Origin of the sequence: Streptomyces canarius, assembly GCF_014650735.1 — a bacterium.
GTDB classification, from domain to species: Bacteria; Actinomycetota; Actinomycetes; order Streptomycetales; family Streptomycetaceae; genus Streptomyces; species Streptomyces olivaceoviridis.
The window spans coordinates 17493-40569 of record NZ_BMVN01000009.1; the positions used below are offsets into that span (position 1 = coordinate 17493).

Consider the following 23077-nt stretch of genomic DNA (forward strand, 5'->3'; position numbering starts at 1 on the left):
GCAGCGGCAAGTATCCACAGCACGGTGCCGCCCCCATCCCGTTCGCCGCGCCCTAGGCTGGGCACTCGTGCCGGTGGAGCCGCCTCCGGCGCCGCACGCCTGCCTGCCCGGTCGCGGGGGAGGGGCCGGCACCCTTTCCGACGGTCCGGTCCCTTGCACGGCCGGGCCCCCGCGCAGGAGTTCTCTTGCAAGATGACGTTCCCGCCCCTCGGGCCGCACCCGTCCTGGAGCGGCTGGCACGTGCCTTCGTCGAGAGGTACGCGCTGCCCGCGTCCTCGGACCCGGACGGCGCCAGGGCGCGAATGGCCTCCTTGTGGGCCGGTGACGGCGGTGACGAGCCGGACATCGAGGAGGAGTGGCTGGCGCTGCCGGGCAGCGACGGCCACCGCGTCCGGGTGCGCATCCTCCGGCCCGCCGGCAGTGACGAACCGCTGCCGGTGGTGCTCTACCTGCACGGACTGGGCTGGATGCTGACCGACGCGTACGCGCACCGGCACCTGCTGACCGACCTCGTCCTCGGAACGGACGCCGCCGTGGTCATACCGGAGTACGACGCGCCGGAGGACGTCCGCTATCCGGGCGCCGTCGAGCGGGCGTACACCGTGGCCCGGTGGATCGCCCGGCACGGCTCGGGATGCCGGCTGGACGGGAGCAGGATGGCCGTCGTCGGTGCCAGCGCGGGCGCCCAGCACGCCGCCTCGCTCGCCCTCCTGGCGCGGCAGCGCGGTGGTCCGGCCCTCCGGCACCAGGTGCTGCTCTGCCCGGTGACCGACGCCGCGATGGACACCCCCTCCTACGACCAGTTCGCCGACGGCTACTTCCTGAGCCGCGCGGCCATGCGCGACTACTGGGAGCAGTACGCACCCGACCCGCGGATCCGGACGCACGACACCGTCTCCCCGCTGCGCGCATCCACCCGGTCGCTGCGCGGCCTGCCGCCGACGCTCGTGCTCACCGCGGAGGCGGACGTGCTCCGCGACGAGGGCGAGGCCTACGCCTCCCACCTGAGGGAGGCGGACGTCCCCGTGGTGTCCATCCGCTACCACGGCACGATCCACGGCTTCGTGCTCTTCGACCCCCTCCGCGACACCGACGCCTCCCGCGCGGCCCGCATCCAGATGACGGACACCCTGCACACCGCGCTGCACGCCGCCTGACCCGTCCGCCCGGGGCGCGCCGACGCGGGCGGCGCGCCCGGCTCACCCGGCCGCGCCCATCGCCTCCTCGCGCTTCAGCCGCCGCCACTCGCTGGGCGACACCCCGTACGCCGCCTGGAAGCGCCGGCTGAAATGGCTCGGGCTGCTGAACCCGCAGCGGGTGGCGATCGCCGCCACGGTGAGACGGTCGTACCGGGCGGCGGCGAGCATCCCCTGTGCCTTGCCGAGGCGCTCGGTGATGAGCCACTGCTCCAGGCTGAGCCCCGCCCCACTGAGCAGCACGTAGAGCCGGCGCACGGAGATCGCGTGCTCCGCCGCGATCCGTTCGGGCGTCAGAGCGCGATCCGCGAGGTGGCGCCGCGCATGGGTCATGATCCGGGTGAGCAGGGTGTCGTCCATCACGGACCGGACCTCGGCGGACTCCTCGGCGTGCGCGGCCGACACGAGCAGCGCGCGCACCAGATCGGTCGTCGCGGACGCCAGGTGCCGCGCGCCGGGGTCGGCTTCCAGGCCGTCCGGGTCGCGCCACACCCCGCGCAGATGGGCCAGGACCAGGTCGTGCAGCGGACTGGCACGCAGCCGTTCCGCCGCCCGCACCACCACGTCCACCGGCAGGCCGAGCCGGTGCATGTCGAACATCATCGACTGGGACGCCCCGTCACCGGACCAGCCGTACACCCGGGGCGACAGCTCGTGGAAGACACAGATGTCGTCCGGGCCCAGCAACCGCCGTGCGCCGGAGACCTCGGCCCGGTGCACACCCTCGGGCTGGAGCGAGACGGACACGATCGGGTTGCTCCGGTGGTGCCGGACGTGCCGTTCCGTTCGCCGCACCTCGAAGCCGGAGTTGCGGGTGGCGAAGAGATGCAGATCGCCCACCCGCCACATCCGCATACGGGCGTGGATGCCGGAAGCGGGCTCCTCGTGGACCACGTCGTTGGGCACCGATGAGTCCGTCAACGCGTGGTGGAACGCGTCCGCCCGGTCACGTGGTGCCACGGTGGCGAGATCGAGCAGCAGCACACAACCCCCCGAATCGACTTCCTGGATGCCGCGGTCCCGACGATACGACGCCCCCGGACGGGCCGGTGGCCGCTGAGCGCGCACAGGCCACAGCTGGTGCACAGACAGTCAATCCACCCCCTTGCGCCCGCCCTAGGGTCTCGGAGGTACCGGCGGCTTCGCCACGGCGCGGTGGCGCGCTCCCCGCGCACGAACCGGACGATCGACCCGTCCGGACGTCTCACGGCCCCGGCACCACCCACGAGCCACCCACCCGCCCGGCAGCCGGGCATGGGCCGGCACCCACCCCAGCGACCAGGGAGTCTTCCCATGTCCCGTACCGACGGACCCACCGTCGTCCTCGTCCACGGAGCCTTCGCCGACGCCTCCAGCTACGCGGAGGTCATCCCCCGGCTGATCGCCCGCGGCCTCGACGTCGTCGCCCCGGCCGTGCCCAACCGCAGCCTCCTCGGGGACGCCGCCTACGTCGCCGGCATCGTCCGCCAGATCCCCGGCCCCGTCGTCCTGGTCGGCCACTCCTACGGTGGTGCCGTCATCACGGTCGCCGGGACCGAGGACAACGTCAGCGCCCTGGTCTACCTGGCCGGCTACGCCCTGGAGGAGGGCGAGAGCCTCGGCGAGCTGCAAGGCCGCTTCCCCGACTCCGACCTGGCCGGCGCCCTCGTCTACACCCCGTTCCCGACCGAGGGTTCGGACCAGCCCGGAACCGACGTGTCGGTCCAGCCCGACAAGTTCCCGGCCATCTTCGCCGCCGACGTCGACCCCCGCCTCGCCTCGGCCCTCGCCGTCTCCCAGCGCCCGCTGGCCGCCCAGGCCTTCGCCGAGGCGGCCCCGGCCGCGGCCTGGAAGACCAAGCCGTCCTGGGGCCTGGTCGCCTCCGCCGACCACACCATCAACCCCGACGTGGAGCGCTACGGCTACCGGCGGGCCGGCATGACCACCGTCGAGGTGGACTCCTCCCACCTGGTCATGCTCGCCCACCCCGAGCGGGTCGTGCGCCTCATCGAGGACGCCGTCCGGGCCACCTCCCGCTGACCCCGGCCCGCAGCCACCCTCCACCCCAGACAGAGAGCGAACGATGACCGCACCGATCTCGCGCCGTACCGTGACCACGTCCCTCCTGGCCGGTGCCGCCGCCCTGGGCACCGCCGGAATCGCGCACGCCGCGCCGGCCGCGGGCCGTCCGGCCACCGGACACGGCCGCCCGGCCGACCCCACCGTCGTGCTGATCCACGGCGCGTTCGCGGACGGCTCAAGCTGGCGCGCCGTCGTCCAGCGCCTGCTGCGGCAGGGCCACCGCGTGCTGGCGCCCGCCCTGCCCCTGCGCGGACTGGCGAGCGACGCCGCCTACATCCGCAGCGTCCTGGAGAGCGTCAGCGGACCGATCGTCCTGGTCGGGCACTCCTACGGCGGCGCCGTCATCAGCCAGGCCGCGGCCGGTCTCCCGAGCGTCAAGGCGCTGGTCTACATCGCCGCCTTCGTCCCCGAGATCGGGGAGAGCGCGCTCCAGCTCACCGGCAAGTTCCCCGGCAGCACCCTGGGAGAGGCGACCGTCACCCAGCACTACCCGCTGCCCGACGGCGGCCAGGGCGACGAACTGGTCATCAGGAAGGACCTCTTCCGCAACCAGTTCGCCGCCGGTGTCCCCGTGCCGACCGCCCAGGTCATGGCCGCGGGCCAGCGCCCGATCACCCTGGCCGCGCTCCAGGAACCGGCCACCGCCGCCGCGTGGAAGAAGATCCCCAGCTGGTACCTCGTGGCCACCGAGGACCGCAACATCCCGCCGGCCGCCGAACGCTGGATGGCCGAGCGCGCCCACGCCCACACCGTCGCCGTCCGCGCCCCGCACGCGGTGTCCGTGAGCGACCCCGGCCCCGTCACCGACCTGATCCTGCGCGCGGTCCGCTCCGTCCGCACCGGCCACTGATCCGGCCCGCCGCCCGTCACCGCGCCGGCCCTGTGCCGGCGCACACACCTGCCACGGCGCCCGTGAGCCCCGAGCGCCCGTGAGCCCCGAGGGAGAAGCACCATGACACTCCGTCGCATCCTGCCCGCCGTACTCGCCTGCTGCGCCGTGCTGACCGCGTGTACGAGCCACAGCGCGGACGGCACCTCCGGGGGCGCCCCGCCGGCGTCCACCGCGGCCACCGGTGCGCCGTCGGCGACCGCCTCGGAACCCGCCGGCGGCGACACCGCCGGCCCCTCCGAGCCGACCGGCACCGGCACGGCGGCGGCGTCACCCGCCGCACCGGCCCCCAAACGCTGCCGCACCTCCGACCTCAAGGCGTCCCTCGGGCCCGACCACCCCGGGGCCGGGCAGGAGAACTTCGCCCTCGTGCTGACCAACCGGTCCCCGCACACGTGCAGCCTGTACGGCTTCCCGGGCGTGGCGTTCGTCGACGGAGCGGGCGACGCCGTCACCCCGGACCCGGAGCGGGCCACCGGCCAGCCGCAGCAGCGGGTGACGCTCGCCCCGGGGGACGACGCCTGGTCGGCGCTGAGCTACAGCGATCCGGCGATCACCGGCGTCACCACCGTCACGCCGCAGGCCCTGCTGGTCACCCCGCCCGACGAGACCACCTCGCTCTCCGTCCCCTGGACCGGCGGCAAGGTCTCCAACACGGGCAAGGCGTCCGTCCCCCAAGTGAGCCCCCTCAGGCCGGGCAGCGGGGCCTGACACACCCGTCCCGGCCCCGGCCCCATCCCGTCCCGTTGTGAACCAGCACGTCAGGAGCCAGTGTGTCCCGCACCCGCCTCCGCGGTTTCTCCCGGTCCGACACCACCCGCGCGGAGGCCTTCAGCGACGGCGTGCTGGCCATCGCCGTCACGCTGCTGGCCCTCGGCCTCGCCGACCCACCGCACCGGCCGGGCGGCCTCGGCCACGCCCTGCTGGCCCAGTGGCCCGCCTACCTCGGCTACCTGGCCTCCTTCGGATACGTGTCGGTCATCTGGCTCAACCACCACCAGGCCTTCGTGCGGGTCCGTGTGATGGACCGGGGGCTGCACGCCGCGAACCTGCTGCTGCTGTTCAGCACGGCGGCGCTGTCGTTCCCCACCGCGGTCGTCGCGGACGCGCTCCAGGCGGACCCCGACGGTTCCGACGCCCGGGTCGCCGTCGCCCTCTACGCCGGTCTGGCGGCGGTGATGTGCCTGAGCTGGGTGGCCTTCTACCACCAACTGGCGCGCCGCCCCGAGCTGTTGACCCCGGAGGTGGAGAGCACGTACGTACGGCACGGCCGCCTGCGCTCCTGGGCGGGAGCCCTGGCGTACAGTGCCGCCGGGCTCCTCGGCGTCGTCGTCGCGCCGCTGGTGGCCGTCGCCGTCTTCGTCATGCTGCCGGTGTTCTACTTCATCACCAGCGACGGTTTCCCCGAGGGACGGTGAGCGGACGCCGCCGTGTCAGGCGGTGGGGTCCTGCGGGGGCCGGGCCGGGAGGGTGAGCACGGCCAGGAAGGCCAGGACGGCCACCGTGGCGAAGAAGTAGAAGCCCCACGGGTGGCCGATCCCGGCGGAGACCAGGGCGCCGGTGATCGACGGGCCGACGATGGAGCCGATGCGGCCGATGCCGGACGCGGAGCCGAGCGCGGTGCCGCGGACGGAGGCCGGGTAGTACTGCGTGACGTAGGCGTAGACGAGCACCTGCGCCGAGAAGACGAACACGCCGGTGAGGAAGACGACCGTGTCGAGCAGCAGGTCGCTGTCCATCTTGACGCTGAGACAGGCCAGCATGCCCACCGAGACCGCGAACCAGCCCAGCGTGGTGAGCTTGATGCCGCGCCGGTCCGCCACGAAACCGCCCAGCACCAGGCCGGCCACACCGCCGACGTTGAGAACGAGGAGCTGGGTGACGGCCGTGGGGACGGGGTATCCGGCGTCGTTCATGAGCTTGGGCAGCCAGGTGTTGAGGCCGTAGACCAGCAACAGGCCCATGAAGGAGGCCACCCAGATCCCGATGCCGGCGCGGAGGTAGGCCGGCTTGAGCAGCTCGGTGAACGGAACGCGCTCGGCACCCGGCGCCTCCTTGGCGCGGACGAACGCCTCCGACTCCGGCAGACGGAACCACTGGACGGCCGCGACGACCAGTCCCGCGACGCCCAGGACGTAGAAGAGGACCTCCCAGTCGCCGGTCACCCGCAGCGCGAGCAGCGAGGTGATCACGGCGCCGGTGTGGTAGCCGGTCATGGTCAGCGTGCTGGCGCGCGCCCGCCGGTCCGCCGGCATGTGTTCGGCCATCATCGTCAGGGACACGGGCATGCACGCACCGAGCCCCAGACCGGCTATGAGGCGGAGTACGGCGAACACCGTGACCGAGCCGGCGAGCGGCACCAGCAGGGTGAAGACCGAGAACAGCACCACCGAGCCGATGAGCAGCAGGCGCCGGCCGAGCCGGTCGGCCAGCGGGCCGACCAGTACCGCGCCGATGGCGACGCCGACGAGCGACAGCGTGGCGACGGTGGTCGCGTCCCCCGCGGTCATGCCGAGGTGACGCGTCTTGAGCAGGGTCGGGATGATGGCGCCGAGGACGACGAGGTCGTAGCCCTCCAGCAGGACGGTGATCCAGCACAGGACCACCGTCCAGAGGTTGCGTCCGGCGGTGCCGGTCCCCGTGGTGGTGCCGGACGCGCCGGACGAGGCGATGGATGCCATGGCGGTGTTCCCCCTGTGAGCGGCTGCGGGAGATGGAGACGGAGATGGGGTGAGTGCTGAGCGGTGGTGCCGAGGGCGGTGCCGGGCCCTGGTTCAGAACGGGTACTCGGCGATGTCGGGCCGCACGGTGAGCCACTGCGTCTCGGTGAACGCCTCGACGTTGGCGGCTGCTCCGCCGAACCGGGAGCCCGTACCCGACGCCTTGACCCCGCCGAAGGGCGCGTGGGGTTCGTCGCCGACGGTCTGTTCGTTGATGTGGACCTTGCCGGAGTCGATCCGGTCGGCGAGCCGCATCGCCGTACCGACGTCACCGAGGATGCCGACGGACAGCCCGTACTCGCAGTCGTTCACGATCCGCGCGGCCTCCTCCGGCGTGGAGAAGCCGATGACGGGTGCGACGGGTCCGAAGATCTCCTCACGCCACGCCGGCATGTCGGTGGTCAGGCCGGTCAGCACGGTGGCGCGGTACCCGGCGCCCACGATCTCGCCGCCCGCGGCCAGTGTCGCGCCCGCCGCGACGCTCTCGGTGACGATGCCGTGCACCCGTTCCAGCTGCCGCCGGTCGATGATCGGGCCGAGCGCCACGTCCTCCCGGGCCGGGTCGCCGACGGGCAGCGCCCGGGCCTTCGCGACGAGCGCGGCGGTGTACTCCTCCAGCAGGGACTCGTGCACGACGTGCCGGCCGGTCGTCATGCAGATCTGCCCCTGGTGCAGGTACGAGCCGAACGCACCGGCCGAGGCCGCCTTGCCCGCGTCGGCGCCGGGCAGCACCACCAGGGCGTTGTTCCCGCCGAGTTCGAGGTGGGCCCGCTTGAGCAGACGGCCGGCCCGCTCGCCGATGGCCCGCCCCACCGGTGTGGACCCGGTGAACGAGACGACCCGCACCTCGGGGGCCTCGACGACCGCCTCGCCGACCGAGCCGTCGCCGGGGAGCAGATGGAGCACACCGGAGGGCAGCCCGGCCTCCTCGAAGACCCGCGCGATGACGACACCGCCGCTCACCGCCGTGCGGGGATCGGGCTTGAGCAGCACCGCGTTGCCCAGCGCCAGTGCGGGAGCCACCGAGCGCAGCCCCAGGAGCAGCGGGAAGTTGAACGGCGCGATCACGCTCACCACCCCGGCCGGGCGACGGCGGGCGAACGACCAGCGGGGGTCCTCGGACGCCAGCACCTCACCCTGCGGATACGTCGGCAGCGCCGCGCACTCGAAGCACTCGCCGCGCGCCAGCCCCACCTCGAAACCCGCCTTGGCCCGGACGGAGCCCGCCTCCCGCACCAGCCAGTCCTCGATCTCGGCGGCGTGCTCGGTGAACAGCTCGCCCGCGCGGCGCAGTACGGCCGCCCGCGCCTGCGCGGGGGTGGCCGCCCAGGCCCGCTGAGCCTCGGCGGCGCGGGCGGCGGCGCGGCCCACCTCCTCGGCCGTGGCCAGGCCCACGGTGCCGAGCCCGTCCCCGGTCGCCGGCTCGACGACCGGCTGCTCGCGGGTGGCGGCCGTCCAGCCGTCGCCGAAGATCTTCTTGCTCCAGACGCCGCTGTCCAGGAGTGTCATCGGATTCCCTTCGTGGAGCTGCCGTGGAACGGGGGACTCGCGGGCGTTGCGTGCTCAGGAGGGCGTGGTGAGCGCCGTGTCCACCTGGACGAGCCGGGGACCGTCCGGGCGTTCGGCGAGGACCGCCCGCAACTCGTCCACGCCGTGGGTGTGCAGGGCGGGCACCCCGTAGCCCTCCGCGATACGGGTGAAGTCCAGACCCGGGATGTCCAGGCCCGGAGCGTCCGGCACGCCCAGGAGGCCGCCGAACCAGCGCAACGCGCCGTACGTCCCGTTGCGCAGCAGCACCACGGTGAGCGGCACCCGGTGCTGGGCGGCCGTCCACAGCGCGGTGACGCCGTAGTTGGCCGAGCCGTCCCCGATCACCCCCACGACCGGCCGGCCGGGCTGGGCCATGGCGACCCCGACCGCGCCGGGCAGGCCGAACCCGAGACCGCCCGCCGCCGGGAAGTAGTAGGAGCCCGGCCGGCGCAGATCCATCTGGCGCCACCACGAGGAGTTGGTCGAGGTCGACTCCACCACGTACGCGGTGTCGGCGGGCAGTTCGTCCCGCAGGGCCGCGAAGACCTCCTCCGGATGCAGGCGCGGCCCCTCGGCGGAGCGCGGCGCCGGCACGGGCCGGTAGTCGGCCGAGGGCACCCCGGACGCGTCGAGCGCGTTCGCCAGCAGCTCGATCACCGCGCCGGGATCGGCGACCAGCGCCTCGCCCATCGGCGCCCGCGCGGCGGCGGACGCGTCCTCCGTCACCTGGATCAGCCGGGTGCCCGCCGGCAGATACCGCCCGGGGATGTGCTCGTGGTAGCGGAACACGGGGGCGCCGAGCACCAGCACCAGGTCGTGGCCCTCGAAGGCCCGGCAGACCGGCTCGATACCGGCGGGGAGCACCCCGCGGAACAGCGGGTGGCGGTTGGGGAAGGGCAGCCGGAAGAGCGAGGGCGCCGCCCACACCGGGCCGCCGAGCCGCTCGGCCAGCCGCACCGCGTCGTCGAAGCGCCCGGCCGTGTCGATGTCACCGCCCAGGACGAGCGCGGGCCGCCGGGCGCCGGCCACCGCCTCGGCCAGCCGGTGGCCCTGTTCGCCGGCGGGCACCCCCGCGCGCTCGACCCACCGGTCCAGCACGGCCGGCGCGTTCTCGCCCGCGTCGGCCGCCCAGTCGTCGTACGGGACGGAGAGGTAGGACGGCCGGCGCTGCAACCGCGCCTCGAAGACGGCCTGGGCGAGCGCGCGCGGCACGTCCTGGGCGCACGCCGGTTCGGCGGCCCAGCCGACGAGCGGCCTCATCAGCGCCGGGGCGTCGACGTTGGCGAGGTTGGCCTCCGGCCCGATGGCCGGCCGCACCTGCTGACCGGCCACGATCACCAGGGGCGTCCGCGAGGCCACGGCGTTCGTCAGCGCCCCCATCGCGTTGCCGGAGCCGGAGGCGGCGTGCAGGTTGACCAGCACCGGCCGGCCCGTCGCCTGGGCGTAGCCGTCGGCCATGCCCACGACGGCACCCTCGTGCAGGCCGAGCACGTACCGGAACCCGTCGGGGAGACCGGTGAGGAAGGGCAGCTCGTTCGAACCGGGGTTGCCGAAGACGGTGGTCAGACCCTGGCGCTCCAGGAACTCATGGGCGATGCGGCGCACGGACGGCACAGGCGTTCCTCTCCGAAGTGACGCAGCACACGCTAGGGAGCGCGCGACCAGGCCACCAATAGATGTTGGCGCGCCGCGATATAGAGTCGATCGATATGGGCAGCTTCGATCTCAACCTCGCCCGGGTCTTCGTGCTGCTCTACGAGACGGGCAGCGTCACGGCCACCGCCGAGACCCTCCACGTCACCCAGCCGACGGTCAGTTACAGCCTGGCCAAACTCCGCCGGCACTTCGACGACGACCTCTTCCGCCGCACCGGCCGCGGCCTGACCCCGACCGCCGGCGCCCGCCGCCTCTACGAGCCGCTGCAACGCGCCCTGGCCGACATCGACGGGGCGATCCGCCAGGGCGACGACTTCGACCCGGCGACCATGGCGGGCCGCTTCACCCTCGCCCTGTCCGACCTCGGCGAGGTGACCCTGCTGCCCCGTCTCGTGGCGGCGGCCCGCGCCCGCGCGCCCCGGGTGTCCTTCACCGTCCGCGCCCTGGACGTCGACGACGCCGAGGGCCAACTGCGCCGCGGCGAACTCGACGCGTTCGTCGCCACCCCCGTTCTGACCTCCCACCGCACCGTGCGCATCCCGCTCTTCCACGAGCGCTACGTCGGCATGGTCGCCGCCGACCACCCGCGCGTCCGGGGCGCGTCCGTCACCCTGGCCGAGCTGGCGGCCGAGCACCACGCCACGGTGTACGGCCCCAGCGGTCACGTCGTCCCCCGCTCCGTGCTCGCCACCTACGGGCTCCTGGACCGCGCGGCCGTGGACGCCACCCGCTTCTCGATGCTGCCGTACCTGCTGGAGCGCACCGACCTGATCGCCATCGTCCCCGAGTACGTCGGGGAGGTCTTCACCGCCTCCCACCGCCTGCGCCTGGTGCGCCTGCCGTTCGAGACCGAGCCGATCGAGGTCGCGCTCTACGCCCGGCACGAGGCTTCCCGCAGCCCGTCCCAGCGCTGGCTGGTGCAGTTCATGGCGGAGGTCCTGGGCGAACGGGTCAGCCCGGCCCAACTGCCGCCCAGCGCCTAGGAAACCGGAGGGCGGGACTGGTCCCGCTCCGGCGTGCCACCGCCCGGCCGGTCACGCCGGCCGGGCGGTGGGGGCCTGCCGCGTGCCGCCGCTCACCCCGCGGGATCGAGGACGACCGGCAGCTCGGCCAGGCCCCGGAAGGCCGGGAACGGCACCTCCAGCCACCGCGGTTCACCGGCGGGGTCGGCCAGGGCCATCCGGGGGAACCGCTCGAACAGACGGGTCAGGGCCAGCTGGGTCTCCAGCCGGGCCAGCGGGGCTCCCAGGCAGTAGTGGCTGCCGTGCCCGAAGCCGAGATGGGCGTCCTGCGCGTTGCCCGGCCGCCGCACGTCCAGCTCGTTTGGCGCGTCGAACTTCCGCGGGTCGCGGTTGGCCGAGCTGAGCGCGATCTGCACCAGGGCGCCCTTGGGGATCAGTGTCCCGCCGTACTCCACGTCCTCGGTCGCGTAGCGGAACGTCGCGCTCTCCACCGAGCCGTCGTAGCGCACCAGTTCCTCGACCGCCGCACGGATCAGCTCCGGGTCCTCCCGTACGGCACGCAGCTGGGCGGGGTGGGACAGCAGGTGGTGGACGGCGTTGCCGATGAGGTACGCGGTCGTCTTGTGACCCGCGAACATCAGCAGGAACGCCGTGGAGACCAGTTCGCTCTCCGTCAGACCGCCGTCGTTGTCGCGGGCCGCGATGAGCGCGCTGAGCAGATCGTCGCCCGGACGCGCGCGCTTGGCGGTGAGGAGGTCGGTGAAGTAGGCGTGCAGACCCTCCTCCGCCTGCTGCTGGGCCCGTTTGGCCTCCTCGCCGAATCCGGTCTGCGCCACCGTGGTGGACAGGCGCTGCATCCGCGTCCGGTCCTCGGGGGGCACGCCCAGCAGATCGCAGATCACGATGATCGGCAGCGGGAACGCGAACGCGGGGAGCAGGTCGAAGCGCTCCCGGGCCGGGCACTCGTCCAGCAGGTCCCGGACGATCTCCTCGATCCGGGGCCGCAGCGCCTCCACGCGCCGCGGGGTGAACGCCGAGTTGACCAGCCGGCGCAGCCGGGTGTGCTTCGGCGCGTCGGAGTTGAGCATGTTGTCGTCCAGCGCGACGGACGAGTCGCCGAAGATCCTCCGGTAGGCGTCCATGGCCCCGTACATGTCCTTGCTCAGCCGCGGATCCGACAGGGCGGCCCGCGCGTCGTCGTACCGGGTGACCAGATACGTCTCGTTGCCGTGCGGGGGGCTCATGGGGCAGACGGGCGCCGAGTCGCGGAGGTGGGCGTAGACCGCGTGCGGGTCGCGGCGGAACTCCGGGGTGCACCGCTCGGCCGCGGTGACGGCCTCCTGCGTGGTGGTCACGGACGGCTCCTGAGGTCGAAGAGGGTCTGGGCGTTGCCGCCGAGGATGAGCCGCTGGGACGCCTCGTCGACCGGCAACTTCTCGATCATGCGGATGAAGTCCTCCAGCGGTGCGGCCATCGGCGGCGAGTCGGTGCCGAACAGCATCCGTTCGGGGCCCAGCACTTCGGCGTTCAGGCTCAGGTGCGCGGCGCTGAAGGGGCTCGTGTCGACGTACATGCGCCGCAGGGCGGCGGCCGGGTCGGCGGCGGGCCGCACGGCCTGGGCCGCCGGCCGGCCGGCCGCTCGCTCCTCGGGCGGCCGGCCCTTCGCCTCCGGGTGAACGGCGTCGGACGCCCCGGCCCCGGACCGCCCGGAGGGCGGCGCGCCCCCGGCCCAGTGCCGGGGGCGCGCCGCCGTCCGCAGGCGCTCCGGCAGCAGCGCCATCGCGCCGCCGCCGGTCGCGCCGATCAACCGCAGACCCGGGTACTTGTCCAGCCACCCCGCGAACGCGATCATGGCCATGCCCATCGTGACGTCGCCGAAGCGGCCGATCTGCTCGACGAACCCGGTCTCGTCCACCCGTTCCGTGCCCACCGGCTCGGCCGGGGCGTGCACCAGCACCGGCACCCCCGCCTCCGCGGCCAGCGCGAAGAAGGAGTCGGCGCGGGGCGAGCCGAGCAGCTCGCCGTGCACGCTGGACGTGGTGATCAGACCGACGAAGGCCGGGTCCGCGAGGGTCTCCCGGACTCCTTCGAGGTGGTCGTCGTCGCCGAACGGGTTGGCGTACACGTAGCCGCGCAACTGGTCCGGGAACCTCCGGATCAGCCCCGACATCCAGTCGTGGAAGCGGCGCAGCCGGTCGCGGGGCTGGGCGTAGTTGTCGACGCCCGGCACCCGCGCCATCGCGCCGGCCCCGACGGGGCTGCCGATGACGGTGAGGTCGATCCCGGCCTCGGCGCGGGCGGCGAGCATGCCGTCGACGTCGGTCAGGCTCGGGGGCATGGGGAAGCGTTCGGCCGCTTCCGGTGGGGACAGATGCCCGTGGATGTCGATGATCACGTGTCGGTTTCCGGTTTCGGTACGAGTGCGCGGGTGACCGCGGCACAGTCCTGGTCGCCCAGTCCCTGCTCGGTGGCACGGACGTGGGTCTCCGCCGCGGCGGTCGCCAACGGCAGGCTCAGGCCGACTGTCGCCGCCTGCTTGGAAGCGAGCATGAGGTCTTTCGCCATCAGCCGCAGCCGGAAGTCCGGCTCGTCGAAGCGGCCGGAGGCCAGACGCCGGGACTTGAACGCCATGACCGGCGAGGCGAAACCGCTGCCCGCGATGGTCTTGAGGACCTGCTGCCGGTCGAGGCCGCAGGCGCCCGCCAGTTCGGTGGCCTCGGCCAGGGCCTGCACCTCTATGCCCATGAGCAGGTTGAGGAGCAGTTTCATCCGCATGCCGGACCCGAGTGCGCCCAGATGGACGACCTCCTTGCCCAGCGTCCGAAGCAGCGGGCGGGCGGCGTCGAAGACGCGCTTGTCGCCGCCGGCGAACAGCCGCAGCTCTCCGTCGCGGGCGTGGTCGCGGTTGCCGAGCATGCCGACGTCCAGGACCGAGGGCGCCTCACCGGCGATCTGCACGACCTCGTCGGGGGCGACGGTGCTGGCGCAGATCAGGACGCCGGGGTACGGGCCGTCGGCCAGCACGCCGTGCGGCCCGCGCAGTACGGTGCCGAGGGCCTCCCCGTCGGACACGACGCAGAGGGCGGCGCTCGTGCCCGCGACGGCGTCGGCGGGGTGGGCGGCGGCGTGGGCGCCCGCCTCGGCGAGCGGCTCGGTGCGCTGCGGGGTACGGTTCCAGACCCGGACCCGCATCCCCTGGTCGAGGAGGCGAGCGGCCAGGCCGGCGCCCATCGTGCCGAGACCGAGGACGGCGACGGGGCCGTTGACTGTGCCCGTCATGCGGACACCCCCTTGGTCTCCTTGACCACCCGGAACCGCATCGACTGCCGCTGGTCGACCCACTGGCGCAGCGGGGCCACCAGCTCCTGGTGCTCCTCGCTCTGCTGCCAGGCGAAGAAGTCCTCGGCCGACCGCCACTCGCTGGTGATCACCCACTGGCGGGAGTCGTCGACGGGCTCTCCGAGCCGCTCGACGATGTGACCCGGGGTGTTGGACACGGACTTCCGGAGGTGCTCGTACAGATCCAGGAAGCCCTGCTCGCCGCCCTCGACCACGCGGACCGCGAAGACGACGTTCAGCTTCTCGGCCGGCAGGCCGTTGTGGTTGGTGCTCATGTGTCTCCTCCTGAGTGAGATCCGGCAGGACACGACACCAACGGACTCATGTCCCTCGTACGGCCGCAACTCCGAACGGGGGAGGGGCCGGTCAGCACAAGGGGCGCACGTTCCGGTATTAGCCATTTCGAGTGACGAGGGGGGCCACTCCGACGGGTGACCCGCCGTACGGCGGCCGGGTGACGGTGCGTCGCCGGGGATGAAAGGATGATCACCCTGTGAGGTGACACCGGGGCGGGCCCGCCCTGGGAGGGGAGTGGCGCGGCGTGCCCGACAGGCCGGCGGAAGAAACGGCAGACGAGGCGGCGAGGGGGGCCGGTGCGGCGCCGTGCCGGGTCGTGGTGTGCCGGGACTGCTGCTGCGGCAGCCCGAAGGTGACCGGCGTCGACCACGCGGCGCAGACCGCGCGGCTGCGGGCCGAGGTGCCCGTGCGTGTCTCCGACTGCCTCGACGTCTGCGACCAGGCCAACGTCATCGTCGTCCAGCCGTCCGCCGCCGGCCGGGCCGCCGGCGCGCGGCCGGTCTGGCTGGGGCTCGTCAACGATCCGGACGCGACCGAGGACATCGTCACCTGGGTGCGCGCGGGCGGCCCGGGCGTGGCGCCCCTGCCGGACATCCTCGACCTGTACGCCTTCACACCGCCCCGGCGGCGCGCGGATCCCTGAGACCCGGGCCGCGCGGGGTCACCCGGCACGGTGCCGGCGCCGGTCCTGCCCACGCAGCCCGGGCCGGCGACGCACGTCGACGTCGCGCCACGGTGTGCGGGGCGCCCGCGAGCCGGGGCCGTCGTCCTGTGCACCGCCGAGATGGCACGCGGACCTCCCGAAGGAGCCGGCCGCGCGCTGACTCCCGCCGACCACCGGCGGGTCCGGGGGCCGTCCCCGCCCAATCGCCGTTCGGCAGGCGGCTGTTCGGTCCCCGGTGCGGACAGCGGACGCCCCGGCCGCTGAGTTCGGTGACGGTCAGGGGCGGTACGTCCAGGCGGCAGAAGGCCGCGACGGGCATGCCCAGTGCCGCCACCGCCGCCGCCGTACCACCTCCGGCTCGCCCACGGCGAGGGTACGGCCCTCCAGGCCCCTCACGCTGGGGGAGGCGAGCACACGGACCGCGGAGGGCGGCGACCCGGCCGCCGAACGGGCCCGCCGCGGCGGCACGCTCATCGCGGGCGAGACGAGAAGGACCCGGCGGGTCACGCGGTCGCTCCCGCCGCTGGTGCCGCGGGGCCTCGATGCCGAAGGGCGACGGTGGGCGCGTCGGGATGCGGAGGGTGAGGCGGGACACCCGGTCCCGTTCGGCCGCCGTGGTACGGGCAAGGCGTCACCTCCGATCCGGACACCCCCTGGAGGCGCGGGCACCGGGTGACGGCCTCGTGACCGCGGGCCGGGGCGCACTTGATGAGGCCGAGCGTGTTCCGGGCGTCGGTGACGCGGAGGCCCGGCGTGCCGGTCTCCCGGCCGAGGGTGTTCCGGCGGTGCCCGGGGGCGCCGGGCCGGCGAGAACGGTGTGCCCCTCCGCGGACGGGAGGACCGTGCGTCGGCGGCCTTGCCGTGGTCGGCGTCGGGGACTGCGGCAGGGTCCCTCGGGGGCGTGCTGTCTCGCGTCCGCTCAGTGCCGCGAGGCATGCTGGGCTGGGCAGTCGCGGAGGTGGTGTGGGCGTGCGGGCAGCGCGGGCCGGAGGGCAGGATCCCGTGCGGCCGGGCGGGATCGGGCCGTGGCGGTTCGTCGTGTGGTTCGGCCTGGTCAGCCTGCTCGCCGACTTCGTGTACGAAGGCGCCCGCTCGGTCACCGGCCCGCTGCTGGCGTCCCTCGGCGCCTCCGCCCTGGTCGTCGGTGTGGTCACCGGCGCCGGTGAGGCGGCGGCGCTGGGGCTGCGCCTGGTGTCCGGGCCGCTGGCCGACCGGACGCGCCACTTCTGGGGCCTGTCGATCGGCGGCTACGCCCTGACCGTGTTCTCCGTGCCCCTGCTGGGCGTGGCCGGCGTGCTGTGGGCGGCCTGCGCCCTGGTGATCGCCGAACGAGTCGGCAAGGCGGTGCGCTCCCCGGCCAAGGACACCCTCCTCTCGCACGCCACGGCCGCTACCGGACGCGGCCGGGGCTTCGCCGTCCACGAGGCGATGGACCAGGTGGGCGCGCTGGTCGGTCCGCTGACCGTGGCGGGCGTGCTCGCGCTGAGCGGGAACGCCTACGGCCCCGCGCTCGGCGTGCTCGCCGCGCCCGGCGCCGCGGTGCTGGGGCTCCTGTTCTGGCTCCGGGCGCGGGTACCGGACCCGGCGGCGTACGAGCGGCAGGCGACGGCCCCGCCCGGGAGCCCCGCGCCGGACGGCGCGCTGCCCGCCGGCCCGTTGCCCGCCGCCTTCTGGACGTACGCGGCGTTCACCGCGGTCACGACGGCCGGCTTCGCCACCTTCGGCGTGCTGTCGTACCACCTCGTCCAGCGGCACCTGATGACGACGGCGTGGGTGCCGGTGCTGTACGCGGCGGCGATGGCCGTGGACGCGGTGGCCGCCCTCGCCACCGGCTGGCTGTACGACCGGACCGGCCCGCGGGTGCTTGCGGTCCTGCCCGTGCTGGCCGCCGCCGTACCGGCACTGGCGTTCACGCACACCGTCGCCACCGCCGTGGCCGGTTCGCTGGTGTGGGGCGCGGCGACGGGCATCCAGGAGTCCACGCTCCGGGCGACCGTCGCGGACCTGGTGCCCTCGCCGGGCCGGGCGACGGCGTACGGCGTCTTCGCCGGGGTGGTGGGCGGCGCGACCTTGGTGGGCGGCGCGCTCACCGGAGCCCTGTACGGCTACTCGGTCCCGCTCCTGATCACGGTCGTCACCGCGATCCAGGCCGTCGCGCTCGCCCTGCTCGCCGTCCTGCGGGGGTCGGACGCCCGCAGGGCCGGGCGCCGGGCGCCGGTGAACAGGGCTCCGCGGAACGGTGCGGACGGACAAGCGTGAGGCGGGGTGCCGCGGGGACCATCGAGTGGCAGGAGCACGTGCAGGAGTCCGGGGCGGGGAGTTCAGCGGGCCCCGCGGTGCAGCAGGAGGTCGGCGACCACCGGGCGGTGGTCGGAGGCCGTGGTCCCGGACTCGTGCGCGGCGGTGACGGTGACGTCCGGCGAGACCGTCACGAGATCGATGCGCCTGACCGGTTCCACCGCCGGATAGGTCTTGCCGCCGCCCGGGGCCGCGTCCGCCAACGGGCCCCACAGCCGGGCCAGTTCAGGGGCGTCCGGTTCGGCGTTGAAGTCGCCGAGGAGCACCTTCGGGCCGGAGTCCGCGGCCAGGACGCCCAGCATGTCGTCGACCTGGGCGCGCCGGACCGAGGGGTCGGCGCGGTAGTCCAGGTGGGTCGCGTACACGTGCACCAAGGTGCCCCGGACCTTGACCGCCACCTCGGCGAAGCCGGGCGCGGGGGCCGGCACCGGGTCGGGCGTCTGGGTGGACAGCCGGGTGATCTCGTGGTTCCACGCGCCCCGTACCGGCAGGCGGCTCAGCAGCGCGACGCCGTACTGCCGCCGCTCCCCACCGGGCGTGGCGGGCGGGAGGTCGTAGATCGGCGCGAAGAAGACCCGCATGCCCAGATCTCCGGCCAGTTCCCGGGCCTCGTCCGTGAAGTCGCTCCGCGCACCCCAGTGCACGTCGACCTCCTGCAAGCCGATCACGTCGGCGTCCAGGTCCCGGATCGCCGCCGCCGTGCGGTCGAGGTCGAAGACGTCGTCCTGGCCGGCTCCGGCGTGGATGTTGTACGTGGCCACGCGCAACGGCACACGGGACGCGGCCGGTCCGGCGCCGGTCACTCCGTCCGCCGCGGTCATTCCGTCCGCCGCGGTCGCGCCGGGCGATGCGGCGCCGAGCGCGGCGGTGGCGGCGAGCACGGCGGCGGCCAGTACGCGCAGAGCGGGGCGTCGGGGCTTGCGGTCCACTGAATCCTCCCGAGGTGATCCTTGTAGGTCGCTGGGCGGTTCCCCCGCCTCAACCCGTCGGCGCGGGCGCGGGGTTGCCCTGATGGGCGAAGGCCGCCCAGTGGTGAAGGCCGTGGAGGTCGGAGCGGGCGGCCTCGTGGCGGAGCGGCTCGTCGAGGTCGAGGGGGAGCCTGCGGTGGGGGTCGAGCATCCACAGCTGGGCGGCCCGCAGGGCGTCGGGCGGGGCCAGCCCACCCGCGGTGAGGTGGTGGTGGAAGACGGCCATCATCACGGCGGTCGGACCGTCCCGCACCGCCCACCGCGACCCCACGACGTCGGCGGCCCCACGCGTGATCAGCGCGGTGGCGAGCGTCAGCGACTCGTCGTGGTGACGCGTGCTCAGGTCGGTCTCGCAGGCACTGAGCACGACCAGCGGACCGGCGGTGTCCGGCCGCGGCCCGGCGGCACCGTCGAGGAGACCGGCCACGGTGAGCCGGCCGCTGTCCCGGCCGGCGCCGGGCGCGACGGCCAGCCGCAGCGCGGACTCGGTGGGGCGCGGCGCGGCCCAGGCATGACAGGCCAGGTGCACCACGGACGCCGGTGACGCACCGCCGGGCAGCACCGCGAGCAGGTCCGCCGGTGTCCCCGCCGCGTCCGGCTCCTCACCGGTGTCCAGGAACTCGCCGTAGCGCAGCGCCCCGGGATAGCAGGAGGCGTACAGCGCGGCCGTCTCCACCTCGGCCCAGGGCAGGGTCAGTTCCGGGTCGGCGACGAGCACCTGCCGCCCCTCGGCGGGGGGCATCCGGCGCCGGCCGGCCGCGGCGAGGAACTGCGTCCCGGACGGCGCGTAGCTGATGACGGCCTCCTGGCAGGCGTACCGGTGGCCGTGCCCGCCGGCGCCCCCGGTCCGCGCGGCGTGCCACGGTACGACACCGATCCGGCCGCAGGGCACCAGCACGAGCCGCGGCGGCCGGTCCGGTGGCACCCGCGTGCCCGGTGCCGAGCGCACCGCCGAGAGCACCGGACTCATGACCGCCGGCCACGCCCAGTCGCACAGCGCGCGCAGCGCGGCCTGCCAGTCCATCTCGAAGGCGGCCCGGAACGACGAGTGCATGGTCGGGTGGACGAGCGCCCGGGAACGCGCCGCCGCGGCCTTGAGATACCGCTCCAGCGGCGCGCTGCCGGGGCGGATCAACTCCGGAAGCGGCAGCATGACGGGTTCGGCGCCGGGACGCAGGATCAGCGCGTGGCCGGGGTACGAGCCGCCGGTCGGGGGCAGCGGCACGCCCGGCAGCAGGTAGACCAGCGCGTCCGCGCCCGAGGCGGCGAGACCCTCGGTGAGCGCGGCGACGTCCGCGGCGCCCACCAGCTGCCGGGGGCCCCGGCCTTGTCCGGGGCGGGGACGGACACCCAGCGCGGCCAGCGCGTCACGCCGCAGAGCGCTGGGGATGGGCGGGGTCGCGGCTGCCGGGGCCGACGCGTCACCGGTCCGCGGGCGCAGCGGGTCGGCGGGGATCCGGGTCCGCCACCGCCGGGCCAGTTCCGGGTGGCCGGCGGCGTCGAGGAGTTCGGGGATGCTCCGGGAGGCGGTGGCGGCCTGGTGCACCAGGGCCCGCCCCTTCTCCAGACCGGCCACCGCGTCGGCGGGCCGACGGAGCAGGAGCGCGGCCCACGCCAGCCGCTCCGACAGCAGGTCGCCGTTGAGGGCCGCGGACAGGCCGTCGTCGGCCCCGGTCTGGAGCAGGACGTCGGCGGCCAACTCGTCCAGCGCCTCATGGGTGATCTCCAGGAACGCCCGCTCGTCCGCGGCGGTGTGCGGACCGCGCCGGGAGGCCCGCATGAGGTGTGCCTCGGCCAGTTGTGTCAGGACGTCCACCCGGCGCCCCCCGCCACGCCCCTCGGCGAGCAGCGTCCGGGCGCGGGCCAGCTGGCCGATGGCGCAGTCCAGCAGCACCGGGGCGGTCAGGCCGCGCCGGACGGAGAGGAGCAGCCGCATGCCGAGGGTGACGCGCCGGTCGTACTCGTGGTGGTGGTACAGCGCCGGAGCGTCCAGTTCACGGTCGATCTCGGTGACCGCGCGTTTCAGGTCCTCCAGCTCGGCGGCGAGGTCCACCGCCGGCTGCGCCTCCCCGGCGGCCTGCCGCTGCCCGCCCGAGCCCAGTTCCTCGATCTGCTCCAGCCGCTCCGCCACCGCGCCGCGCCGGTCGCTGTCCACCGGCAGGGCGGCGTGCCGGGCGCGCAGCTCCTCGACCAGGCGCGGCAGTGCCTCGTGGTTCCCGGTGCGCCGCGCGTGGTCCAGTTCGCGGTCCGCGGTGGAGAGCAGGAGGTCCAGGGCGAACGGCGCGTCGAGCGGCAGCGAGCCGTCGTGGCGCAGGGCCGTGCCCAGCTCGCGCAGGGTGGCCAGGGAGCTGTCCGCGTCGTGGAAGCTGCCGCCGTACGAGGCGGCCTGCTCCTGAATCTCGGCCAGCTCCGCCCGCAGGGCCGTGGCCCACCAGGAGTCGGGGCTCAGGTCGATCGCCTCCGTGAGCAGGACGGCCGCGTCCTCCAGGTAGCCGGTGTCGCCGGTCCGGTAGGCCAGCAGCCGGTCGATGCGGGCCGCGTAGCGCCGCTCGCGCACGCCCAGCTCGGCGGAGAAGTCCCGTAACGGGCCGTCGAGATGGGCGACCAGACCGGGCTCCAGGGCGAGGCCGGCCGGCCAGTCCCGCAGCCGGCTGCCGCGGCTCTCGGCTGGGGGCACGGGCCGCTCCGCGGCGCGGAAGTCGACCGATCCGGGCTCCAGCGTCTCCACGTGGACCAGCAGCCAGGCGTGGAGCCGGGCGACCCGGGCCCGTTCGGGCGCGTCCGGGGGCAGTGCGTGGAGCGACCGCAGCGCCAGGTCGGCGGCGCCGCGCAGGCCGTCGGCGCCGGCCGCGCCGCCGACGGCGGCCCGGCGCAGCAGCGTGGCGGCCTCCGGGTCCAGTCCCAGCTCCTGGTACGGGTGGTCGCCGGACCCGGACCGCAGGGTGGTCAGCATCCAGAGCAGGATGCGGGTGAACGTCGCCGTGCTGCGCGCTCCGGCGAGGGCCACCAGGCCGCGTACGGCGTCGAGCAGCGCGGCCTCGGGGTCGTCCAGGGCATCGACGGCCCGCCCGCCGCCGGGCACGGCCGTGCGCGCGCCCGCCGCGTCCGCCCCGCCGGCCGGCGCCGCCGTGCCGGCCGGGGTGGGGGACGGCGTGTCGAACAGGGTCGTGCCCGGTGCCAGCATCCGCTCGATGACCCGCTTGACGTTCGCGGTCCCCTGCTCGAACTCCGCGCCGATCGGCGCCGCCGCGATCCGGTCGACGGTCTCCTTGGCCTCCACGAGATCCCGGCGCACCGACTCGGTCAGCAGCTCCTCCCCGTAGCCGGGGGTGAGCAGCGCGCTCCGCAGGACCGTGTCGGTGCCGTCGGCGCGGGGCAGGGCCCAGGGCACGAGCAGGAAGACCAGCAGCATGCGGGCCTGTACGACGAGCAGGTCGTCCACCGGCCCGTTCCGATCCGCCCACCGTAGGCGCCGCAACGCCTCCGCCCGCTCCTCGGCGCCGGAGCCGGACGACGCGTGCTCACCCCCGCGCAGGTGGCGCATCCCGAGCACGAGGCCCACGAAGACGAAGACGACGGAGAAGTTCTCCCCGTGCTCCCGCAGCGCGGTCTCGATGCCGGTCAGCCGCTCGAGCAGCGGACTCCACGCCTCGGCGGGCTCCCCGCCCGTCGCCGCGTGCAGCAGCCGGTAAGCCTCCTGGAGGGCTTCGGTCAGCTCCTCCTGCCGTCCCGCCGCCCCGCCGTCGTCCCCGTCCCGCCGTACCTCGCCGACCATCGGCCCCCCGCCGCCCGCCTGCCTCGTCCCCGCATGATGCCTGCCCGGGGGCCGCTTGGCCACCGAGCCGTCCGTGGCCGCACCTGCCGGCCCGGTCTCCGGCCGGGCCGGCACCGCGGTGCGGGCCCGCGCCGGTGTCGCTCAAGTCTTCGCCGTCCCCGGCAAGGCCGGATACCGGCCGTTTCTGGGTACACGCGAGGTAGGGATCAGGCGCTCAGGCAGAGGGCGGTCGGGATGGACGAGGGTGCCCGGAGCGGGGATCGGCGGACGGCCCGCGCCGGACCCGTCATGACCTCGGCCGCGTACGAGGGCAGCCCCGCCGACATCGCGGCGGCACGTGGCCCGGCCCGAGCGTTCCTGACGAGGGTGCAGGCCGATCACGGCCTGCCGGTGTCGGAGCGGGTGATGGGCGTGGTCCAGCTGGTGGTCAGCGAGCTGGTCACCAACGCCTGCAAGCACGCGCCGGGACCGTGCCTGGTCGATCTGGAGCTGTCCGGGGACAGCGTCGGGATCGCGGTCTGGGACACCACGCCGGTGCTGCCCGTGGCCAGGGCGGCCGATCCGGGCCGGGTGGGGCAGCATGGGCTTGAGATCGTGATGGCCGTGTGCCAGGGCTTCGAGGTGCACCGGGAACCGGTCGGCAAGCGGATCACCGCGTCCGTGATGCTGGCGGACGATCCCGGCGGGGACGTGGCCGGCCGCTCGCCGGTGTGACGACCGGT

19 protein-coding genes are annotated in these 23077 nt (G+C 74.6%); 9 read left to right on the forward strand and 10 right to left on the reverse strand.

Annotated features, from left to right (window positions below; translation table 11 throughout):
* The first annotated feature begins 185 nt into the window (after window positions 1-185).
* The gene (locus IE294_RS15225) at window positions 186-1157 is read left to right on the forward strand and encodes an alpha/beta hydrolase (protein ID WP_189886230.1); all 972 of its coding nucleotides are present in this window, start codon (window positions 186-188) and stop codon (window positions 1155-1157) included.
* 42 nt (window positions 1158-1199) lie between these two features.
* Here IE294_RS15225 and IE294_RS15230 read toward each other — a convergent pair whose 3' ends face one another.
* A complete protein-coding gene (locus IE294_RS15230; RefSeq protein WP_189886232.1) occupies window positions 1200-2180 on the reverse strand; it encodes an AraC-like ligand-binding domain-containing protein in 981 nt (326 codons plus the stop codon).
* A 309-nt stretch (window positions 2181-2489) separates the two neighbouring features.
* On the opposite strand from IE294_RS15230, the gene IE294_RS15235 reads away from it, so the two are divergent.
* The 4 genes from IE294_RS15235 to IE294_RS15250 all read left to right on the forward strand — a co-directional run bounded on the left by IE294_RS15235 (window position 2490) and on the right by IE294_RS15250 (window position 5564).
* Complete coding sequence (locus tag IE294_RS15235; protein ID WP_189886234.1) at window positions 2490-3215, forward strand: alpha/beta fold hydrolase; 726 nt, start codon at window positions 2490-2492, stop codon at window positions 3213-3215.
* 43 nt (window positions 3216-3258) lie between these two features.
* A complete protein-coding gene (locus tag IE294_RS15240) occupies window positions 3259-4107 on the forward strand; it encodes an alpha/beta fold hydrolase (RefSeq protein WP_189886236.1) in 849 nt (282 codons plus the stop codon).
* Between the two features lie 102 nt (window positions 4108-4209).
* On the forward strand, window positions 4210-4857 hold the full coding sequence (locus tag IE294_RS15245; RefSeq protein WP_189886238.1) for a DUF4232 domain-containing protein: 648 nt from the start codon (window positions 4210-4212) through the stop codon (window positions 4855-4857).
* Between the two features lie 62 nt (window positions 4858-4919).
* Window positions 4920-5564, forward strand: a complete 645-nt coding sequence (locus tag IE294_RS15250) for a TMEM175 family protein (protein WP_189886240.1) — start codon at window positions 4920-4922, stop codon at window positions 5562-5564.
* Window positions 5565-5579: 15 nt separating this feature from the next.
* Here the strand turns inward: IE294_RS15250 and IE294_RS15255 are convergent, their stop codons facing one another.
* The 3 genes from IE294_RS15255 to mdlC all read right to left on the reverse strand — a co-directional run bounded on the left by IE294_RS15255 (window position 5580) and on the right by mdlC (window position 10010).
* Window positions 5580-6827, reverse strand: coding sequence for an MFS transporter (locus IE294_RS15255; RefSeq protein ID WP_189886242.1), 1248 nt, complete (start codon window positions 6825-6827; stop codon window positions 5580-5582).
* Window positions 6828-6920: 93 nt separating this feature from the next.
* Entirely contained in the window at window positions 6921-8375 is a 1455-nt protein-coding gene (locus tag IE294_RS15260) for a benzaldehyde dehydrogenase (RefSeq protein ID WP_189886244.1), read from the reverse strand.
* Window positions 8376-8429: 54 nt separating this feature from the next.
* Entirely contained in the window at window positions 8430-10010 is a 1581-nt protein-coding gene (gene mdlC / locus IE294_RS15265; protein ID WP_189886246.1) for a benzoylformate decarboxylase, read from the reverse strand.
* A gap of 95 nt (window positions 10011-10105) precedes the next feature.
* On the opposite strand from mdlC, the gene IE294_RS15270 reads away from it, so the two are divergent.
* The gene (locus tag IE294_RS15270) at window positions 10106-11035 is read left to right on the forward strand and encodes a LysR family transcriptional regulator (RefSeq protein WP_189886248.1); all 930 of its coding nucleotides are present in this window, start codon (window positions 10106-10108) and stop codon (window positions 11033-11035) included.
* Window positions 11036-11127: 92 nt separating this feature from the next.
* On the opposite strand, the gene IE294_RS15275 is transcribed toward IE294_RS15270, so the two are convergent.
* From IE294_RS15275 to IE294_RS15290, 4 genes are read right to left on the reverse strand one after another with little or no spacing between them, the layout of a single operon-like run.
* A complete protein-coding gene (locus IE294_RS15275; protein ID WP_189886250.1) occupies window positions 11128-12369 on the reverse strand; it encodes a cytochrome P450 family protein in 1242 nt (413 codons plus the stop codon).
* Window positions 12366-13409 carry an amidohydrolase family protein gene (locus tag IE294_RS15280; protein WP_189886252.1) on the reverse strand — a complete coding sequence of 348 codons (1044 nt, stop codon included), beginning with the start codon at window positions 13407-13409 and terminating at the stop codon, window positions 12366-12368. The genes IE294_RS15275 and IE294_RS15280 overlap by 4 nt, the downstream gene beginning before the upstream one ends.
* A complete protein-coding gene (locus IE294_RS15285; protein ID WP_189886255.1) occupies window positions 13406-14293 on the reverse strand; it encodes an NAD(P)-dependent oxidoreductase in 888 nt (295 codons plus the stop codon). Before IE294_RS15285 ends, IE294_RS15280 begins: the two co-directional genes overlap by 4 nt.
* The gene (locus IE294_RS15290) at window positions 14290-14628 is read right to left on the reverse strand and encodes an antibiotic biosynthesis monooxygenase family protein (protein ID WP_189886257.1); all 339 of its coding nucleotides are present in this window, start codon (window positions 14626-14628) and stop codon (window positions 14290-14292) included. Before IE294_RS15290 ends, IE294_RS15285 begins: the two co-directional genes overlap by 4 nt.
* A 338-nt stretch (window positions 14629-14966) precedes the next feature.
* Between IE294_RS15290 and IE294_RS15295 the strand changes: the two genes are divergently transcribed.
* Window positions 14967-15293, forward strand: coding sequence for a hypothetical protein (locus tag IE294_RS15295; protein ID WP_189886688.1), 327 nt, complete (start codon window positions 14967-14969; stop codon window positions 15291-15293).
* Window positions 15294-16283: 990 nt separating this feature from the next.
* Window positions 16284-17573 (forward strand): MFS transporter, encoded by a 1290-nt coding sequence (locus tag IE294_RS15300; protein WP_229917173.1) that lies wholly within the window; start codon window positions 16284-16286, stop codon window positions 17571-17573.
* Window positions 17574-17635: 62 nt separating this feature from the next.
* Here IE294_RS15300 and IE294_RS15305 read toward each other — a convergent pair whose 3' ends face one another.
* Window positions 17636-18541, reverse strand: a complete 906-nt coding sequence (locus IE294_RS15305; RefSeq protein ID WP_189886261.1) for an endonuclease/exonuclease/phosphatase family protein — start codon at window positions 18539-18541, stop codon at window positions 17636-17638.
* A 49-nt stretch (window positions 18542-18590) separates the two neighbouring features.
* Window positions 18591-22355, reverse strand: a complete 3765-nt coding sequence (locus IE294_RS15310) for a CHAT domain-containing protein (protein ID WP_189886263.1) — start codon at window positions 22353-22355, stop codon at window positions 18591-18593.
* 288 nt (window positions 22356-22643) lie between these two features.
* Between IE294_RS15310 and IE294_RS15315 the strand changes: the two genes are divergently transcribed.
* Window positions 22644-23069 (forward strand): ATP-binding protein, encoded by a 426-nt coding sequence (locus IE294_RS15315; RefSeq protein ID WP_189886265.1) that lies wholly within the window; start codon window positions 22644-22646, stop codon window positions 23067-23069.
* Window positions 23070-23077: the final 8 nt, after the last annotated feature.

Excerpts from the sequence above, each read along its gene's own strand:
- IE294_RS15235 (WP_189886234.1), top strand. The coding sequence starts at position 2,490 with ATGTCCCGTACCGACGGACCCACCGTCGTCCTCGTCCACGGAGCCTTC.
- IE294_RS15270 (WP_189886248.1), top strand. The coding sequence starts at position 10,106 with ATGGGCAGCTTCGATCTCAACCTCGCCCGGGTCTTCGTGCTGCTCTAC.
- IE294_RS15245 (WP_189886238.1), top strand. The coding sequence starts at position 4,210 with ATGACACTCCGTCGCATCCTGCCCGCCGTACTCGCCTGCTGCGCCGTG.
- IE294_RS15255 (WP_189886242.1), bottom strand. The coding sequence starts at position 6,827 with ATGGCATCCATCGCCTCGTCCGGCGCGTCCGGCACCACCACGGGGACC.
- IE294_RS15260 (WP_189886244.1), bottom strand. The coding sequence starts at position 8,375 with ATGACACTCCTGGACAGCGGCGTCTGGAGCAAGAAGATCTTCGGCGAC.
- IE294_RS15315 (WP_189886265.1), top strand. The coding sequence starts at position 22,644 with ATGACCTCGGCCGCGTACGAGGGCAGCCCCGCCGACATCGCGGCGGCA.
- IE294_RS15285 (WP_189886255.1), bottom strand. The coding sequence starts at position 14,293 with ATGACGGGCACAGTCAACGGCCCCGTCGCCGTCCTCGGTCTCGGCACG.
- IE294_RS15240 (WP_189886236.1), top strand. The coding sequence starts at position 3,259 with ATGACCGCACCGATCTCGCGCCGTACCGTGACCACGTCCCTCCTGGCC.
- IE294_RS15310 (WP_189886263.1), bottom strand. The coding sequence starts at position 22,355 with ATGGTCGGCGAGGTACGGCGGGACGGGGACGACGGCGGGGCGGCGGGA.
- IE294_RS15290 (WP_189886257.1), bottom strand. The coding sequence starts at position 14,628 with ATGAGCACCAACCACAACGGCCTGCCGGCCGAGAAGCTGAACGTCGTC.